Origin of the sequence: uncultured Spongiibacter sp., from assembly GCF_964011655.1 — a bacterium.
Classification (GTDB): Bacteria; Pseudomonadota; Gammaproteobacteria; order Pseudomonadales; family Spongiibacteraceae; genus Spongiibacter; species Spongiibacter marinus.
In genome coordinates this window covers 91,265-109,573 of the sequence record NZ_CAXGPO010000009.1, presented here as the reverse complement: position 1 = coordinate 109,573, position 18,309 = coordinate 91,265, and the positions used below count along the sequence as shown (strand labels likewise).

Genomic DNA, 18,309 nt, shown 5'->3' with positions numbered 1-18,309 from the left:
TAACTTTTGGATAATCTCATCGGGGCTGTGGTACTAACTCTGGGGAAAGGTCAGCTGAATAAAGCGAGCCGTTTTGTGATTGCCTACGATTTGCTGAGTGCGAAAAAGCCGGAGACGCGGCAGCGGCGTTTTGCCAAATACCTAACCATGCTGGCGAACGAGGAAAAGCCGAAGTAACTGTAAGGTGGCCATCGGTTTGTTGATGGCGCTTGGCTGGTCAGCCCAGATTCCGATACCATTCGCGCTTCTTTTGCGTATCACTTCTTTCTCTAAATCGATCTCCAGGGCTGTTAACATGAAATTGAATGTCTATCTTTCCGGCGAAATCCATACAGACTGGCGGGAGCAAATTATTGCTGGCTGCAAGGGCAGTGGTATTACGTTTTCATCGGCGGTGACGAATCATGAGGCCAGTGATGCCGCGGGTGATGTGTTGGGCGCGGAGGAGAACAGTTTTTGGCGCGATCACAAGTCGGCAAAGGTGAATGCGATGCGGATATCCACGCTTATCGAGCAGTGCGATATCGCGGTAATCCGCTTTGGCGACAAGTATAAGCAGTGGAACGCGGCCTTTGATGCGGGATACTGCGCGGCGAAGGGTAAGCCCTATATCACGCTGCACGGTGAGGAGATTATTCACCCATTGAAAGAGGTGGATGCCGCCGCGTATGCCTGGGCGACGACACCAGAGCAGGTAGTGGAGATGCTGACCTACATTGTTGCTGAGTCGTAGGTTGTTCGTGTTTTGAGGGGTGAAGGCTGAGCTGTCGCGGTGGGTAACTGCGCCAGCTCACCTTCATTTCAAGCCTGGCGTTAGTTAATCGCCCGTTCCTGGTTTTCCCAGTAGGGTTCGCGCAGCACTTTTTTCAGAATTTTCCCGGTTGGGTTTCTCGGCAGTTCGGCAAACACTTTGAGCTGGCGAGGAATTTTGTAGCCTGCCAGGTCATTGCGTAAGAACTCGATCATCTCCGCCTCGTTTAGCTGCTTGCCCTCGGCCAGCACCACGCAGGCCAGTGGCGTTTCGCCAAAGTTTTCACAGGGAATGCCCACCACGGCAACATCTGCCACGGCCGGATGTTGGCTGAGGGCGTTTTCGATCTCGATAGGATAGATATTTTCGCCGCCGCTAATAATCATGTCTTTAATGCGGTCTCGCAGGAAAATATAACCGTGCTCGTCGATCACTGCCGAGTCGCCGGTGTGCACCCAGCCGCCGGCCAGGGTTTCGGCGGTCGCGTCGGGGCGGTTGTAGTATTCCATCATGTTGGCGTCGCAGCGGATGAGCAGTTCGCCGGTTTCGCCATTGGGTAGTGGGTTGCCGTCGCGGTCGACCACTTTTACGTCAACGCCCGCTTGGGGCCGGCCGCAGGAGGCGAGCAGTTCGGGGGCGTCGTTCGCTGCGCGGCGGTGATCGTCTGCCGAGAGTGACACGACAGCGCCGCAGGTCTCGGTCATGCCGTATACCTGATAGAAATTACAGTCGAATACCTCCATCGCCGCCTGCAACAGTGCACTGTTGATGGGCGAGGCGCCGTACACAATTTGCCGCAGGTGGCTGAAGTCGCGTTGGCGCAGGTCCGGCACCATATGGATCAGCGCCATGATCATCGCCGGAACCATAAAGGTGTTTTCAATTTTATAACGCTCAAGATCTTCTGCGATTTTAAAGGGGTCGAAGGTCTTGTGCAGTACCACGCTGGCGCCGGATAACACCGGCAGGATCAGTGTACCTGCACCGCCGATATGGAAGTTGGGCGCGCTAACGAGATCGCGGCCGCCAGGCCCGGACTTAACCTCCCAGGACGCGCTGGTCATGCAGTACAGCGACAAGATGTTTCGCTGGCTGAGCACCACCCCTTTGGGGCGGCCGGTGGTGCCGCTGGTGTAGAGCTGGAGTAGCGCTGCCGAGCTGTCGCTGCTGTTATCGACCTCGCCAGCATCGCTCAGCGAGGACAGCCACTCTGTCCAGCTTTGGTTGTGGCTGGCCAGAATATTCAGCTCGGGCTGGGCTTGTTGCACAGCGTCGCTCAAAGTGGCCAGTTCCTCGTCGGCAACAATCAGTAATTTTGCTTCGCTGTCTTGCACAACGTAGCGAATTTCTTCGGGGGCAAGGCGGTAATTTACCGCACATAACACCGCGCCAATGCGGCTGCAGGCCAGCAGCACGGTGAGAAAGTCCGGGCAGTTTTGACACATGATGGCGATGCGGTCGCCGGGTTCAATGCCCCGCGCCAGTAACCCTGCAGCAATGCGGTGAGATTGCTCGGTAATGTCGCCGTAGCTGAGGACGGTGTCTTGGTAAATGATGCAGTCGCTGCTAGCACGCACCCGCGCGTGATAGTCGACGAACTGGTGAATCTTCATAGCCGGAGCTCCTTGGCGTGTTATCAGTATTATTTGCTCGCGGCTATCAATGTAAAACGCCTCAGCGCGTTTTGCCAGCCTGTTATGGCAGCGGTTTGACTGTGTCTTGCTCGGTGCTAATTGTGTTGTTGCGTCGGTACTCGCCGGGGCTGCTGCCGGTCCACTTTTTGAAAGAGCGGATAAAAGCACTGGGCTCAGAGAAGCCGAGTTGATAAGAAATACTTTTGATATCCAGCTCCGGGTCGGCGAGTAAATCGATGGCGAGGTCGCGCAGTAATTCGTGCTTGAGCTGGCGGTAGTCGCAGCCTTCCTGAGCGAGCCGTCGCCGCAGTGTTTGTGCGCCGATACCGAGTGCCTCGGCAATGTGTTCGTAGTTGGGGAGCTGCGGCAGCGACTTCTTTAAATAGCGCCTGATCTGCTCGGTATAGCTGCCGTCTTGGTCGGGCATATGCATGAGTTCATAGGGAACCCGAGGCAGGAACTCTTCCAGCTCGGCGGCGCTGCGTACTATCGGCAGGCTGAGCAAGCGGCGAGCAAACACAAAGTCTGTGTGGGCTTGGGCGAAGCGCGTTTCTGTATGAAACAGGTAGTGGTATTCATCGCGGTGGCGAGGTACGGGGTAGTGCAGGTTGACCCGAAGCAGGGGCAGCCGCGTGCCACACAACCAGCAAAAATAGCGGTGGTGCATCAACATATGCTGCTCGCAGGTCCACGGTGTTAATTCAAAGCCCGGCTCCGGGCTCAGTCGATAAAAGGCGTAGTCGTCACGCTGTTGCAGGCTGACCTTGTAACCAAAGTCGAAGAGGTTGAACAGTTCGATATGTCTTTCAAATGCCTGAAGCAGGTCTTCGCTGTTGTGGGCATAGCGCATTAGCGCCAACAGCGTACCCGGTTTTTGAGGGTGTTTGTTGTAGCCGAGTGACTCGTCACCGCTCAGCTCGGTGACGGCTTCAATGAGGCGTGCGAACTGGGCCGGGCGTATGCGGGCGCGGTCGCTGGTGAGCACGCTTTCAGGAATGTCGCACTCGGCGAGCAGCGCCGATTGTTGGTTTGCCGACAGGGGCTGGCGCGCTCCGATGGCCCGCACAAAGGCGGCAGAAATCGTGCGGTGGTCACTGACATTCACTACTTTGGCGCTCCGTCATTCTTTTGTCTTGGCGCGCCAGTCTACGTCGACCTGTAAGAAAATGTCTATCGTCTGTCACAGCAGATCATTGTTCAGGCGGCCCCCCGCGTCCAATCTTTGGTGCACGATTTTCATGCAAAGTGAGAGAACCATCATGAGCAACAGTGCTTTTATCTACGACGCGGTAAGAACACCGCGTGCCAAAGGCAAAATGGGTTCGCCCCTGAGTCAGGTGAAGCCCGTCGATCTTCTTGCTAGCCTGCTAAACGGCCTGCGTGACCGCCACGGTTTAGATACCGCCCTGGTGGATGACGTAGTCATGGGCTGTGTAACGCCAGTGGGTGAGCAGGGTTCCTGTATTGCGAAAACCGCGGTGATGAAGGCGGGCTGGGATGAGTCAGTGGCCGGTGTTCAGCTGGACCGCTTCTGCGCATCTGGCCTTGAGGCCGTAAACCTGGCGGCGATGAAGATTGCCTCGGGCTGGGAAGAGCTGGTGGTTGCCGGTGGCGTGGAAAGCATGTCGCGCGTGCCCATGGGTGCTAACGGCGGCGCCTGGGGTGAAGACCCGCAAACCGCATCGGATACTGCGTTTGTTCCCCAGGGTGTGGGCGCAGACTTGATTGCAACAATGGAAGGCTTTAGCCGCGAAGACGTTGACGCCTTTGCGGTTCGCTCACAAGAGCGCGCAGCGGCGGCCCGCGAGGCCGGTTACTTTGACGGCTCGGTAATTCCGGTAACAGACGGCAACGGCATGGTCATTTTGCAGCGCGACGACTTTATCAAGCCGGGTACCACCGTAGAGAGCCTAAGCGCGCTGAAGCCATCCTTTGAGATGCTTGGCGGCATGGGTTTTGACGATATCGCCTTGAGCAAATACCCCCACGTTGCGCGTATTAATCACGTTCACCACGCGGGTAACTCCTCAGGTATTGTCGACGGCGCAGCCGCGGTATTGATCGGCAGCGAAGCGGCGGGCGCCAAACTGGGGCTGAAGCCCCGCGGCCGCGTAGTGGCGACAGCGGTTACCGGAACCGAGCCTACCATTATGTTGACGGGCCCTGGCCCCGCCACATTTAAGGTACTGGAAAAAGCCGGTATGACGATCGATCAGATCGACCTGTTTGAAATCAACGAAGCGTTTGCGTCAGTGGCGATGCGTTTCCAAAAAGACACGCAAGCCCCCTGGGAAAAGATCAATGTAAACGGTGGCGCCATTGCAATGGGGCACCCCCTGGGCGCGACCGGTGCCATGCTGATCAGCACAGTGCTGGATGAACTGGAGCGTCGCCAACAGCGCTTTGGCTTGGTGACCTTGTGTGTGGGCGGCGGTATGGGTATCGCAACGATTGTTGAGCGAGTGTAAGCGCGCAGCCCCGCATTTTTCAGATTTAACAGAATAGGTAAGTCCGATGACTGGAACATTCAACTACGAAAAAGATAGCGACAACATCGTAACGGTGACTATGGACATGAGCGGTCCGGTCAATGCGATGAACGACGAATATGTAGCGCTGATGGGCGAGACCATTGACCGCCTGGAAGCGGAGCGTGAATCCATTGCCGGTGTGGTGCTCACATCTGCAAAAAGCAGTTTCTTTGCCGGCGGCGATATCAAAAGCATGCTCAGCCTGAAGCCCGGTGAGGGCGAGGCAGAAATGTTTGAGATGAACCTCAATATCAAAGGTATGCTGCGCCGCATGGAGAAACTGGGTCGCCCAGTGGTTGCCGCCATTAACGGTGCGGCGCTCGGCGGCGGTTACGAGATTTGCCTGGCCTGTCACCACCGCGTTGCACTCGACAGCAAGGCCGTGCAAGTGGGCCTGCCGGAAGTGAGCCTGGGTCTGCTGCCTGGCGGTGGCGGTATCGTGCGCATGGTGAATAAATTTGGTGTTGAGCGCGCCATTATGCCGCTGCTGGAAGGCACCCGCTTTAATGCCAAGAAAGCACTGGAAGCCGGTTTGGTTGAAGAGCTGGCTGACGATGTGCCAAGCATGATCAGCAAAGCCAAGGCGTGGATCAAAGCCAACCCAGAGGCGATGAACCCCTGGGATGTGAAGGGCTTTAAAATTCCTGGTGGCAACGCCAAGAACCCCAAGATCACCCAAATGTTGCAGGGTGCCAACCCCATGCTGTTCCAAAAAACGCGGGGCTTGGTGCCAGCGCCCGTTAAGATTTTGGACGTGGTTGCCGACACCTTGCGTGTCGATTTCGACACCGCAATGGAAATTGAGGCGCGGGTTTTTGTCGGCTTGGTGACCACGCCAGTTGCCAAAAACCTGATGAGCTTCTTCCTGCAAATGAATCAGGTGAACGGCGGCGGCAGTCGTCCGGCAGGCATCGAGAAAACCGCTGTGAAGAAAGTCGGTATTCTCGGCGCCGGTATGATGGGGCAGGGGATCGCCTATGTGTCGGCGATGGCTGGCATTGAAGTCATCCTTAAAGATATCAGCCAGGATGCAGCGGATAAGGGTAAGGCCTACAGCGATACACTGCTGACCAAGCGTGTTGCCCGTGGACGCATGACCGAAGAGAAAAAAGCGTCAGTGCTGGGCTTGATTACCCCTACTGATAATGCTGACCTGCTCGAAGGCTGCGACCTGATTATTGAGGCGGTGTTTGAAAACGTTGACCTCAAACATAAGATCACGGAAGAGTTGCAGGGCAAGCTGGCTGAAAACGGCGTGTGGGGCTCAAACACCTCAACCCTGCCTATCACCCTGCTGGCAGAGCCGGCAAAACGCCCCGAGAACTTCATCGGTATTCACTTCTTCTCGCCCGTCGACAAGATGCCGCTGGTGGAAATTATTACCGGTGAGCAGACCTCTGATGAAACCCTGGCGCGCGCGTTTGACTATGCTCAGCAGATTCGCAAAACGCCGATTGTGGTCAACGACTCGCGTGGCTTCTTTACCTCGCGCGTATTCGCTACCTACATTGAGGAAGGGGCGCAACTCATTGAAGAAGGTGTTGATCCGGTATTGATCGAAAACCTGGGTCGCGCTGTGGGTATGCCGGTTGGCCCGCTCGCCGTGCAAGACGAAGTGAGCCAGCAATTGGCGGTGAAGGTGAGCGAAACGAATCGCGAACTAGACGAGCGCCTCGGCGACAAGTTTGCCGGAGAAACGGCCAGCTACCGCATTGCCAGCAAAATGCTGAATGAATACGGCCGCGGCGGCCGCGCCCATGGCGGCGGTTACTACGACTACCCCGAGGGTGGCGAAAAGCAGTTGTGGTCGGAGCTTTACTCGCTGTACCACAAGCCCGAGGTGGACCTGCCCGTAGACGATATTAAAGATCGTTTGCTGTTTAGGCAGATTGTTGAGTCGCTGCGCTGCTACGAAGAAAACGTGGTGAACCAAGTGGCGGATGCCAACATCGGCTCGATTATGGGCATTGGTTTCCCGCCTCACACCGGGGGTGTTTTGCAGTACGTAAACACCTACGGCTTGAAAGCCTTTGCCACGCGTTTGGCCGAGCTGGAAAGCCGCTACGGCGAGCGCTTCGCTGCACCGCAAGTCCTGCTCGATAAGGCTGAAAAAGGCGAGACCTTCGCCTAAGCCGACGATGAGCTGCCGGCGTTCTCCGGCAGCTCTTTCTCTAATTCTTCGCAACACTGCACAAGCTGTTCCCGCAGCCAGTTAATGCTGGGTTCGTGGTCGGCATTTTTGTGCCAGAACATATGCAATTCCAAAGCGGCGCAGTCGAAGGGCAGGGGCTTGCTGTGCCAGGGCCCAAGTTGGGCCAGGCTCTGGGGAATGGCCGCAAGGTCATCGCTGCGTGCCAGCAGGGATGGCAGGCTGGAGTAGTGTTGCAGGCGCAGGGCGATACGCCGTTGGTGGCCAAGGCTGCGCAGCGCCAGATCGATATGCCCCGAGCCGCGGCTGCGACTGGAGATATGAATATGACGCGCGGCCAGAAAGTCCTCCAGACTCAGCTCGTGTTTGGCGAGCGGATGGTCGCGGCGCATCACGCAAACGTAGTGGTCGCGGCGAAGGGGTTTCGATACCAGTTCGCTGTGGTTGATCAGCGGCGCGTCAATCGCGAGCTGCAGTTCGCCAGCCGCCAGTGCCAGCGGGATTTCCCGTCGGCGCATAAATTCCACTTCCAGGTTGATGCCGGGCGCGTGTTTGGCCAGCCGTTCCAACAGGCGAGGGAGTAGGAAGATTTCGGCCTGCTCGGTGGTATGCAGGCGCAGCGTTTGTTTTGCCGTTGCAGCATCGAATTGCTGGCGGGTTTGTACGCACTGTTCCAGGCCTTGCAAGGCGTCGCGGATCGGCGTGATCAACTGCCGGGCCAGCGGTGTCGGGCTCATGCCCTGCGGGCTGCGCACGAACAATGGGTCGTCGAGGGTGTTGCGCAGTCGCGTGAGTGCATTGCTAACGGCGGGCTGGGTGACATGTAAAACACCCGCTGCACGCGTGAGGCTGTGGTGGGTGTAGATGGCATCAAAGACGATAAATAAGTTTAGGTCGATGCGAGAGAGGTTCATATCGCTCACCTTGCTATAAGTTTCGATGATGATAACCGATAAGAAAAATAAATTTCTTTAATTATTATCGGCTGGGTAGACTCCGTGTAGATGTTCAGGAGGCGATATGAGCGAAGTGTATGTCGTGCGGCATGGTCAGGCAGCCTTTGGCACCGATGACTACGACCGCTTAACCGAGGTTGGCTGGGAGCAGTCGCGTTTGCTGGGCGAATACTGCCACGGCCGCGATCTGCATTTTGATGCGGTCTATACCGGCAGTATGCGCCGCCACCGCGAAACGCTGGCCGGCGTGAAGGATGTGTTGGCCACGACACCCGAGGCCACCGTATTGCCGGGGTTAAACGAATATGACTTCCACTCCTTGGTTGATGCGTATTTACCCAGCCTCGACGACGACATTGACCTGAACGACGCCCGCGATTTTTACCGCTTACTGCGCCGCGCACTGCTGGCATGGAGCCGGGATGAAATAGCGGGCGTCAGCGAAAGCTGGCAACAGTTTGAACAGCGGGTGCGAGACACCATGATGGAAATTGGCAGCCAGCGCGGCCGCGTATTGGTGGTGACCTCCGGTGGGGCGAGCAGTGCGATATTGCGCGAGGTGCTCACCTTGGATGTGAACACCATGATCCAGTTGAATTTGCAGGCGAAAAATACCGGCATCAGTCAGTACTTCTGCAAGGCGGGCAGCTTCCAGCTAAACAGCTTCAATGGCGTTCCCCATTTGGAGCGCCCGCAGGACCGCCACTTAATTACCTATACCTAATTACCTACACCGCATTGGCCAGGGCTGCGGCCCAAGGAGAATATGATGGATTTACGACCCTCTGCTAAAGCGCAAGATCTGCTGGCGCGTTTAAAAGACTTTATGGACGCGCATATCTACCCGAACGAGAAGGCCTACGCCGAGCAGCTGGCCGAGGCCAGTAATCGCTATGCGCCGATGCCACTGATGGACGAGCTAAAAGCCAAGGCCAAGGTGGCCGGGCTATGGAATTTGTTTGTGCCGGAAGAGTACGGCCAATACAGCGAGTGCGGCGGTCTGAGCTTTTTGGACTACGCCCCCCTGTGTGAGGAAATGGGGCGAGTGCTGTGGGCGGCAGAAGTCTTTAACTGCAGCGCGCCGGACACCGGCAATATGGAAGTGTTAATGAAATACGCCACGGATGCGCAGCGCGAGCGCTGGTTAACGCCGCTGTTGGCAGGGGATATTCGCTCGTCCTACGCCATGACGGAGCCGCAGGTGGCGTCCAGTGATGCGACCAATATTGAGCTGCGCATCGAAAAAGACGGCGACGAATGGGTGCTCAATGGTCGCAAGTGGTTTATTACCGGGGCGATGAACGAGCGTACCCAAATTTTTATTGTGATGGGTAAATCTGACCCCGATAACCCCAGTCGGCACAAGCAGCAGACACAAGTGCTGGTGCCCAAAGGCACGCCGGGTATGGAGATTATTCGCCCGCTGACAACCTTCGGTTACGATGATGCGCCGGTTGGCCACGCCGAGATGCGCTTTACTGATGTGCGCGTGCCCCTGGAGAATGTGTTGCTGGGTGAGGGTCGCGGCTTTGAAATTGCCCAGGGGCGTCTAGCGCCCGGGCGTATGCACCACTGTATGCGGTTGATCGGCGCCGCCCAACGCTCCCTGGAGCTGGCCTGTCAGCGCGCGGTATCGCGAACCACCTTTGGCCGCACGCTGAGCCGCCATCAGTCGGTTCGCGAGGATATTTCGCGCAGCTTCTCTGAAATAGAAATGGCGCGCCTGCTAATTTTAAAAACCTGCAAACTGATCGACGAGCAGGGCCCCATGGCAACAGTGGATATGATTGCCGCAACGAAAACCACGGTGCCCTTGCTGGTGCAAACGGTGATCGATCGCTGCATGCAATTGCACGGTGCGGGCGGCTTTACCGAAGACTATATGATGGCTGAGGCCTTCAATTATGCGCGCTGGTGCCGCCAGGCTGACGGCCCGGATCAGGTACACCAAATGGCGCTGGGCAAGCAGATTATCAACCGCTTTAGCGGTGAGGCATAAAAAGGAGGGAATATGGCAGCTTTTGATCTCGATACCGACGCGCTATGCGCCTATCTGGAAACATCCATCGATGGGTTTTCCGGGCCACTTACCGCAGAAAAATTTCCCGGTGGGCAGTCCAACCCCACCTACCGCATTGATGCGGAAAGTGGTGCCTATGTGTTGCGCCGCAAGCCGCCGGGGAAGCTGCTTAAATCTGCACACGCCGTGGATCGCGAGTTTACCGTGATGTCGGCGCTGGCCGGCAGCAAGGTGCCTGTGCCGACCATGCGCATTCTCTGCGAGGATGAGCAGGTGATTGGCTCCATGTTTTATTTGATGGACTACCTCGACGGCGACATATACTGGAACGCCGCGCTGCCGGAGCTCGACCCTGAGCGCCGCAGCGCGATGTACGACAATATGAATCAGCTCCTCGCTGATTTGCACAATGTTGATGTCGACGCTGTTGGTCTGTCGGACTACGGCAAGCCCGGCAGCTACTTTGCCCGGCAACTGGATCGCTGGACCAAGCAGTATCGGGCCAGTGAAACCCAGCGCCTGGAGCCGGTGGAAACCCTCATCAGTTATCTGGAGGCGAATTTGCCCGAGGATGACGGCCAGGTGTGTTTGGTGCACGGCGATTTCCGGCTGGACAATATGATGTTCGCCAAGGGCGGCACCGATATTATCGCGCTGCTGGATTGGGAGCTATCGACCCTGGGCCACCCTTATGCAGACCTCGCCTACCAGTGCATGCAGTGGCGCCTGCCTGGCAGTGCCGCAATTCCCGGCTTGGGGGATGTGGACCGCGAAGCACTGGGTATTCCCAGCGAAAAAGACTATGTGCGCCGCTACTGTGAGCGCCGCGGTATCAGTGCCATTGATGATTGGGTATTCTACCTGGCCTTTTCATTCTTTCGCCTCAGTGCCATTTTGCAGGGTGTTTATAAACGCGCCCTCGACGGCAATGCCTCCAACGACAAGGCAAAACAGCTTGGTGGTATGACTGCCCCCCTGGCGCAAATGGGCGTTCAGGTGGTAGAGCAGGGAGCGTGAGTGCCGTGGGTCGCAACGATGGCGACCCCAGCCCTATCAGGAGAGATTCATGACAGACCGACAAACCGTAATGTTGAGTAGCGAGGGGGCGGTAGCCACCATCCTTCTAAATCGCCCCGACTCGCTCAATGCCTTCACCCGTGAAATGCGCAGTGACTTGCTGGCAGCGTTACAAGAAGTCAGCCAGAACAGCGCCATACGCGTGGTGGTACTTGGCGCTCAAGGGCGCGGGTTTTCCTCGGGTGCAGATTTGTCTGAAGGCCCGGGCCCCGGTCAGAGTGTCGAGCGGCAGCTGCTCGATGAGTACCTGCCTATTTTCACCATGATCGCCTCAATGGAGCAGACCGTTATTGCGGCAGTGCCCGGCGTAATGGCTGGCATTGGCGCGGCGCTGGCCATGCACTGCGACCTGTCGGTGATGGCCGACAGCGGCAGCATGGTGATGGCATTTACCAATATTGGCTTGGTGCCCGACGGCGGTGCCAGCTGGAATTTATTGCGCGGCATGGGCTATCAGCGCGCCTTTGCTTTTATTGCTGAAGGCGGGCGACTGGATGCGGCCCAGTGCCTGGAGCTCGGTTTGGTGAACAAGCTGGCGACCGCCGACAAGGTTTTGAGCGACGCACAGTCGTGGGCGGCAGCGCTGGCCGAGCGAGCGCCGATTGCACTGCGCGAGACCAAGGCACTGTTGCGCGGCGCGGCGGCGCAGAGTTTTCAGCAAACGTTTATGTCGGAAGCGCGCTCGCAAAACACCTGCCTTGGCAGTGAAGATGCAGCAGAGGCCATCGGCGCCTTTTTGGAAAAGCGCCAGCCGGTATTCAAGGGTAAGTAGCAAGCACAGCATGCGTGCACATAATAACGATTGAAAGGGAGTGGATTATGGCCAATGAAGTTATCGTTGCGGTTGAAGATGGGGTGATGCTGATCACCATCAACCGCCCGGAGGCAAAAAATTCGGTCAATTTGGCCGTTGCCAAAGGGATTGCCGCCGCAATGGAAGAGCTGGACAGCAATGATGAGATTCGCGCTGCGATACTCACCGGCGCGGAGGGAACCTTTTGTTCCGGTATGGACCTGAAAGCCTTCGTCACCGGCGAGCTGCCCATTATTGAAGGCCGCGGTTTTGCCGGGCTTGTTGAAGCGCCGCCGCGCAAGCCGCTTATCGCCGCTGTCGAGGGCTTCGCGTTAGCGGGCGGTTTTGAGCTGGCGATTAGCTGCGACATGATCGTGAGCGCCGGTAACGCCAAGTTTGGTATTCCCGAAGTGAAGCGCGGGCTGGTTGCCGGGGCGGGTGGCTTGTTAAAGCTGCCTCGGCAAATTCCTCGCCGGGTGGCGATGGAGTTGGCCCTGACCGGCGATGCCATCGACGCTCAGCGCGCGTATGACCTTGGCCTGATAAACCGCGTGGTAGAGGCGGGGACGGCGCTGGCTGCAGCGCGCGAGCTGGCCGATAAAATTGCTGCCAACGGGCCGATGGCGGTATTGGCCAGTAAGCAGATTATGAACGAGTCGGAAGAGTGGTCATCGGAAGACATGTTCAAAAAACAAAATGATATCGCATTGCCAGTCTTTGCCAGCAAGGACGCTATTGAGGGCGCGACTGCCTTCGCCGAAAAGCGTCCTCCGCAGTGGAAGGGCTGCTAGTCGACGCGTATCAATCTCGTTCGATAAAAAGCCGGCATATGCCGGCTTTTTTGTGTGAGCGTTCTTTCTTCAGGGGGAGCCTGATCGCTACGGCTTAGAGCGCGTCCAAACCCCGGTTCAGCGATTCCGGTAAATAGTCGGAGACAATACGCGGCGGCGGCACGCGGTAGCGATTCAGTTCGTCCCAGGTCAACAGGGAATAATAGCGGCGTATATTCTCCACATAACGCACCGGCTCATCGCCCCGGGCATAGCCATAGCGGGTTTGTTTGTACCACTTTCGTTGTCGCAGTAGTGGCAGGGGTTCTTTAACATCGCTCCACAGGTTCGGGTTGCCGCCGCCTTTTTCGGTGAGTATGCGGGCATCTTCCAGGTGCCCCAGTCCAATGTTGTAGGCTGCCAGCGCAAACCAGCTGCGGTCCGGCGGCTCGATGCCGCTGGGCAGACGGGTATACAGTTTCTTGTAGTAGCGCGCGCCGCCACGCAGGCTCTGCAGTGGGTCCAGGCGATTGTCCACGCCCAACTCTTTGGCCGTGGGGCGGGTGAGCATCATCATGCCCCTCACCCCGGTTGGGGATTTTGCTTTGGGGTTCCAGAAGGATTCCTGGTAGCTGATGGCGGCGAGAAAGCGCCAGTCCATATCGTATTCTATGGCGACCTGCTCGATCAGGCCTTTATAGCTGGGTAGGCGCTGCTCTTTCATCTTGAGAAAGGTCTGTGTGCGAATAAACGACTGGCGCTCATTAAAGGTAAAAAAGCGATCGATCAGCCGGTCCAGCTCGCCGTTTGCCTTGATCTCTTCAAAGAATGTTTCAAGCGCTTGCTGGAGGGCGGTGTTGTCTGCATTCTTGCTAAGTGCCCAGGCCAGCTTGCCCGGTTTGCCCGCGCTCATGGCGATTCGGAAATCGGGGTAGAAGGCCCGGTTTGCGTGAAATTCGTTGGCGTCGACCATGGTGATATCAATCTCACCTTGCTGCAGTTGCTCAAGTAGGTCGATGGTTTCCTGGTCGCGGCTTTCGCTCCACGTTAATGACGGGTACTGCTCGCGCAATTCCCGCAGCACTTCGGCGTGTGAGCTGTTACCCAGCACGCGAATGCGCAAGTCGGGCAGGGCGGCGTAATCGGCGGGCTTGTCGGTAAGCGTGCGGTTGTAGATAAATAGCTGTTTTACGCTCATGTAGCTGGGGCCGAATTGCAGTGCGGCGCTGCGCTCCGGGGTAATGCTGAGTCCAGCTGCGGCGAGATTGGCGCGACCTTCGTGGAGGTTTTCAAATAGCTCGTCCAGGCTGACCACCGGGATCATTTCCAGCTCGACATTCAGGTAGTCGGCGAAATCTTTAACTAAATGGTATTCAAAACCGCTGGGGTTGCCCTGGCTTTCGTAGTAGGTGGTTGGGCCGTTGCGGGTCAATACGCGCAGAACGCCTTCCTCGCGGATGGTGTCCAGGGCATCTTGCGGGGGAGAGCACGCGCCGCAAAACAGCAGTAGTAGCCAGACGCCCAGGCGTCGAAAGGGCCACGAATGACTGTTTTTTGTGTTCCTCAATCGCTGTGCTCCGCAGAATTATTTAATCATTGTATCGGGCTTGCAGAGTTCACACCATAAGCCTGAATTTTCCCTTGCGATTCCTGTACAATGTCGGCCTTTATTCCCGTCGACCGAGGTTCTAGACCTGCATGCTGATCGTTCCCGGCGCTGCGGCGCTTTCTGAATTCCGTATTGAAAAACTGCTGACCACCCTGCGCACCGCGATTCCGGAGCTACAGGCGCTCAGTGCGCAGTTTGTGCACTTGGCCGACGTGGAGGGTGAACTCAGTCATGAACAGCAGACAATACTTGAGCAATTGCTGCAGTATGGGCCCGGCTCAGGCGCGGCGCCGGCTGAATTAAGCGGCAGTGAGTTTTTTGTTGTGCCGCGCCCGGGCACGATATCGCCCTGGTCGAGCAAGGCCAGTGATATTGCCCATATCAGCGGCTTGACGACGCTACGCCGCCTGGAGCGAGGTGTTCTTTACCGGCTGGAAAGTGAGCAACCGCTTAGTGAAAGTCAGCGCGCGACGGTGGCGGCGGCTATTCACGACCGGATGGTGGAAGTGGTTTTAGACTCGGTGCCCGCCGCCGCGCAATTGTTTAGTCAGCATTCCCCCAAACCGATGCAGCGCGTAGACGTGCTTGCCGGTGGGCGCGAGGCTCTGCTGGCGGCGAATGCCGAGCTGGGCCTGGCGTTGGCCGAGGATGAGATTGACTACTTGGTCGATAGCTTCAAAGAACTGCAGCGCAACCCCAGCGATGTTGAACTGATGATGTTCGCGCAGGCCAACTCTGAGCACTGCCGTCACAAAATTTTCAACGCGAGTTGGACGATTGACGGTAAGCCGCAAGACAAGTCGCTGTTCGCGATGATCAAAAACACCAACGAATTGGGCGGCGAGAATGTACTCAGCGCCTATTCGGATAATGCCGCGGTTGTGGTGGGTAGCCCTGGTGGGCGTTTTTATCCCGACCCGGTAACGGCGGAGTACCAATTCCATCACGAAGATATTCACCTGCTAATGAAGGTGGAGACGCACAATCACCCTACGGCAATTGCACCATTCTCCGGTGCCGGCACCGGTGCGGGCGGCGAGATTCGCGATGAGGGCGCGGTGGGTCGTGGCTCCAAGCCCAAAGTCGGCCTGACCGGTTTTACCGTGTCTAACTTGCAGGTGCCCGGCTTTGAGCAGGCGTGGGAGCAGGATTACGGCAAGCCAGAGCGCATTGTCTCGGCCCTGGATATTATGATTGAGGGCCCAATTGGTGGCGCGGCATTCAATAATGAATTTGGCCGCCCTAACTTGTGCGGCTATTTCCGCAGTTACGAGCAGAATATTGTTACCGCTGAGGGCGAAGAGCGCCGCGGCTACCACAAGCCGATTATGTTGGCGGGCGGATACGGCAATATTAAGGCCGAGCATGTCGTCAAAGACGAATTCCCAGCCGGTTACAAGCTGATCGCCCTGGGTGGCCCGGCAATGTTGATTGGCCTGGGCGGCGGTGCGGCCTCGTCGATGAGTTCTGGCTCCTCCAGTGCCGATCTGGACTTCGCTTCCGTGCAGCGTCAAAACCCCGAAATAGAGCGTCGTTGCCAGGAGGTGATCGACCGCTGCTGGGCACTTGGCGAGAATAACCCCATCGCCTTTATTCACGATGTGGGCGCTGGCGGCCTGTCCAACGCTTTTCCTGAGCTGGTGAAAGACGGAGGCTGCGGCGGTAATTTTGAGCTGCGCGAAGTCCCCAATGACGAGCCGGGTATGTCGCCATTGGAGATTTGGTGTAACGAGTCTCAGGAGCGCTATGTTATTGCCATTGCGCCGGAAAACCTGGCGACCTTCGAAAGCATTTGCGAGCGCGAGCGCGCCCCGTATGCGGTCGTGGGCGAATCGACCGAAGACAAAACACTGCGCGTCGGCGACCGTCACTTTGATAACAATCCCGTTGATTTGCCGATGTCGGTACTGTTCGGCAAACCCCCGAAAATGCACCGAGAAGCGCAGCGCAGTGACGTGGTTCAGCCCGCATTCGACTGTGCGCTGAGTGTTGAAGAGTCGCTGGACCGCCTGCTGTGCTTGCCAGCGATTGCCAGCAAGAACTTCCTGATCACCATCGGTGACCGCTCGGTTACCGGCATGGTTCATCGAGACCAAATGGTTGGCCCCTGGCAGGTGCCTGTGGCCGACTGCGCGGTGACCACGGTGAGTTACGACAGCACCGCGGGTGAGGCGATGTCGATGGGCGAGCGCACGCCGCTGGCCCTGGTGAATGCGCCGGCATCGGGTCGCATGGCGGTGGCGGAAGCGATTACCAATATTGCGGCGACGCGCATTGCTCGGTTGTCGGATATCAAACTGTCAGCAAACTGGATGTGCGCAGCGGGTCACGGCGACGAGGACGCGCGCCTGTACGACACAGTGCAAGCGGTTGGCATGGAGTTTTGCCCAGCCTTGGGGCTGACTATCCCCGTGGGTAAAGACAGTATGTCGATGCGCACCGCATGGCAGGACGACGGTGAAGACAAGGCCGTTACCGCGCCGATGTCGCTGGTAATTTCCGCTTTTGCGCCGGTGGTCGACGTGCGCAAGACCGTGACGCCGGTCCTGGATGCCAAGCAGGACAGCGTGCTGCTGGCCATCGATCTGGGCGCCGGGCAACGTCGCATGGCCGGGTCTTGCCTGGCGCAAGTTTGCGGCGAGCTGGGCAATGATGCGCCGGATATCGATGATCCCGCACTGTTGAAAGCCTTCTTCAATGCCACCCAGGCCTTATTGGAGTCAGGCCATATTCTGGCTTACCACGATCGCTCTGATGGCGGTTTGCTGATTACCCTGTTGGAAATGGCCTTCGCCGGACACTGCGGTTTGGATATTGCGTTGCAAGGTTCTGCGACGCCGCAAGCTGAGCTGTTTGCCGAAGAAGCGGGCGCCGTGATTCAGGTGCGCCGCAGTGATTTGGCGGCGGTGATGGCGCTGTTTGCCGATTACGGCCTCAGTGATTTGGTTCAGGATATTGGTGTGCCTGTTCTGGGCAGCCAGATTAAGGTGTCGCTAAACGGCGACGAGATTCTGCTGGCAGACCGGTTGGCGTTGCACCGTCGCTGGGCGGAGTTGAGCTACCGTATGCAGGCCCTGCGCGATAACCCCGAGTGCGCCGAGCAGGAATTTGACGCCTTGCGCGAGGACGACACCGGCTTATTTGTCGATCTGAGTTTCGATCCTCAGCAAGACATCGCTGCGCCCTATATTCAGCGAGGTGAGCGGCCCAAGCTGGCGGTGCTGCGTGAGCAGGGCGTCAATGGCCAAATGGAAATGGCCGCGGCCTTTGACCGCGCAGGCTTTGCCGCCGTCGATGTTCACATGAGTGACATTCTCAGCGGTCGCCTCGACCTTGCCGAGTTTAAAGGCTTGGCGGCTTGTGGCGGTTTCTCCTACGGCGATGTGCTGGGTGCGGGCGAAGGCTGGGCGAAGAGTATTTTGTTCAATGCCCGTGCGCGGGATGTGTTCCAGCAGTTTTTCAACCGCCAGGACAGCTTCGCGCTGGGCGTGTGTAACGGCTGTCAGATGATGTCGAATTTGCACTCGCTGATTCCCGGTGCCGAGCACTGGCCGCATTTTGTGCGCAACCGCTCAGAACAGTTTGAGGCGCGGGTGGCAATGGTTGAAATTCCCGAATCGCCCTCCATATTGTTAAGCGGTATGGCCGGTTCGCGCCTGCCGGTAGCGGTCGCGCACGGCGAGGGCCGTGCTGAGTTTGCGAAAGCTGAGCAGCTTCAGGCGATGGCGGCGTCGGGGAATGTCGCACTGCGCTATGTGAATAATGCTGGTGAACTTACCGAGCAGTATCCGGCGAACCCCAATGGTTCGCCTCAGGGTATTACCGGCGTGAGCTCCAATGACGGCCGTGTCACCATTATGATGCCGCATCCGGAGCGCGTATTCCGCAGCGTTACCAACAGCTGGGCACCTGCAGATCAGGGTGAAGATAGCGGTTGGATGCGTATGTTCCGCAATGCGCGGGTGTGGGTTGATTAGCCGGCGATCAAATTTATAAAAATGGATACCGCCGTTGCGGTG

14 protein-coding genes are annotated in these 18,309 nt (G+C 57.5%); 10 read left to right on the top strand and 4 right to left on the bottom strand.

Annotated features, from left to right (window positions below):
- The first annotated feature begins 27 nt into the window (after window positions 1–27).
- Both ABNS66_RS06755 and ABNS66_RS06750 read left to right on the top strand, forming a co-directional pair.
- Entirely contained in the window at window positions 28–177 is a 150-nt protein-coding gene (locus tag ABNS66_RS06755; RefSeq protein WP_348655282.1) for a YdeI/OmpD-associated family protein, read from the top strand.
- Window positions 178–295: 118 nt separating this feature from the next.
- A complete protein-coding gene (locus ABNS66_RS06750) occupies window positions 296–733 on the top strand; it encodes a YtoQ family protein (protein WP_027875003.1) in 438 nt (145 codons plus the stop codon).
- 80 nt (window positions 734–813) lie between these two features.
- On the opposite strand, the gene ABNS66_RS06745 is transcribed toward ABNS66_RS06750, so the two are convergent.
- Complete coding sequence (locus ABNS66_RS06745) at window positions 814–2,364, bottom strand: long-chain-fatty-acid--CoA ligase (RefSeq protein WP_286838882.1); 1,551 nt, start codon at window positions 2,362–2,364, stop codon at window positions 814–816.
- An 82-nt stretch (window positions 2,365–2,446) separates the two neighbouring features.
- Window positions 2,447–3,490: an AraC family transcriptional regulator gene (locus ABNS66_RS06740; protein WP_286838880.1), complete on the bottom strand. Its 1,044-nt coding sequence runs from the start codon at window positions 3,488–3,490 to the stop codon at window positions 2,447–2,449.
- A 154-nt stretch (window positions 3,491–3,644) separates the two neighbouring features.
- Here ABNS66_RS06740 and ABNS66_RS06735 point away from each other — a divergent pair, with 154 nt between their 5' ends.
- Window positions 3,645–4,853, top strand: coding sequence for an acetyl-CoA C-acetyltransferase (locus ABNS66_RS06735; protein WP_286838878.1), 1,209 nt, complete (start codon window positions 3,645–3,647; stop codon window positions 4,851–4,853).
- Between the two features lie 46 nt (window positions 4,854–4,899).
- On the top strand, window positions 4,900–7,047 hold the full coding sequence (locus tag ABNS66_RS06730; RefSeq protein WP_286838876.1) for a 3-hydroxyacyl-CoA dehydrogenase NAD-binding domain-containing protein: 2,148 nt from the start codon (window positions 4,900–4,902) through the stop codon (window positions 7,045–7,047).
- Here ABNS66_RS06730 and ABNS66_RS06725 read toward each other — a convergent pair.
- The gene (locus ABNS66_RS06725; RefSeq protein ID WP_286695762.1) at window positions 7,044–7,979 is read right to left on the bottom strand and encodes a LysR family transcriptional regulator; all 936 of its coding nucleotides are present in this window, start codon (window positions 7,977–7,979) and stop codon (window positions 7,044–7,046) included. The two genes, ABNS66_RS06730 and ABNS66_RS06725, sit on opposite strands and share 4 nt — an antisense overlap.
- 106 nt (window positions 7,980–8,085) lie before the next feature.
- Here ABNS66_RS06725 and ABNS66_RS06720 point away from each other — a divergent pair, with 106 nt between their 5' ends.
- From ABNS66_RS06720 to ABNS66_RS06700, 5 genes are read left to right on the top strand one after another with little or no spacing between them, the layout of a single operon-like run.
- The gene (locus tag ABNS66_RS06720; protein WP_286838873.1) at window positions 8,086–8,745 is read left to right on the top strand and encodes a histidine phosphatase family protein; all 660 of its coding nucleotides are present in this window, start codon (window positions 8,086–8,088) and stop codon (window positions 8,743–8,745) included.
- A 45-nt stretch (window positions 8,746–8,790) separates the two neighbouring features.
- On the top strand, window positions 8,791–10,020 hold the full coding sequence (locus ABNS66_RS06715; RefSeq protein ID WP_286838871.1) for an acyl-CoA dehydrogenase family protein: 1,230 nt from the start codon (window positions 8,791–8,793) through the stop codon (window positions 10,018–10,020).
- Between the two features lie 12 nt (window positions 10,021–10,032).
- Complete coding sequence (locus ABNS66_RS06710; protein WP_286838870.1) at window positions 10,033–11,058, top strand: phosphotransferase family protein; 1,026 nt, start codon at window positions 10,033–10,035, stop codon at window positions 11,056–11,058.
- Window positions 11,059–11,107: 49 nt separating this feature from the next.
- Window positions 11,108–11,890: an enoyl-CoA hydratase-related protein gene (locus ABNS66_RS06705; RefSeq protein ID WP_204995810.1), complete on the top strand. Its 783-nt coding sequence runs from the start codon at window positions 11,108–11,110 to the stop codon at window positions 11,888–11,890.
- Window positions 11,891–11,937: 47 nt separating this feature from the next.
- Entirely contained in the window at window positions 11,938–12,702 is a 765-nt protein-coding gene (locus ABNS66_RS06700) for a crotonase/enoyl-CoA hydratase family protein (protein WP_286695757.1), read from the top strand.
- Window positions 12,703–12,796: 94 nt separating this feature from the next.
- On the opposite strand, the gene mltF is transcribed toward ABNS66_RS06700, so the two are convergent.
- A complete protein-coding gene (gene mltF, locus ABNS66_RS06695) occupies window positions 12,797–14,248 on the bottom strand; it encodes a membrane-bound lytic murein transglycosylase MltF (protein ID WP_286838867.1) in 1,452 nt (483 codons plus the stop codon).
- 131 nt (window positions 14,249–14,379) lie between these two features.
- Here mltF and purL point away from each other — a divergent pair, with 131 nt between their 5' ends.
- Complete coding sequence (gene purL, locus ABNS66_RS06690; protein ID WP_286838865.1) at window positions 14,380–18,267, top strand: phosphoribosylformylglycinamidine synthase; 3,888 nt, start codon at window positions 14,380–14,382, stop codon at window positions 18,265–18,267.
- Window positions 18,268–18,309 lie beyond the last annotated feature (42 nt).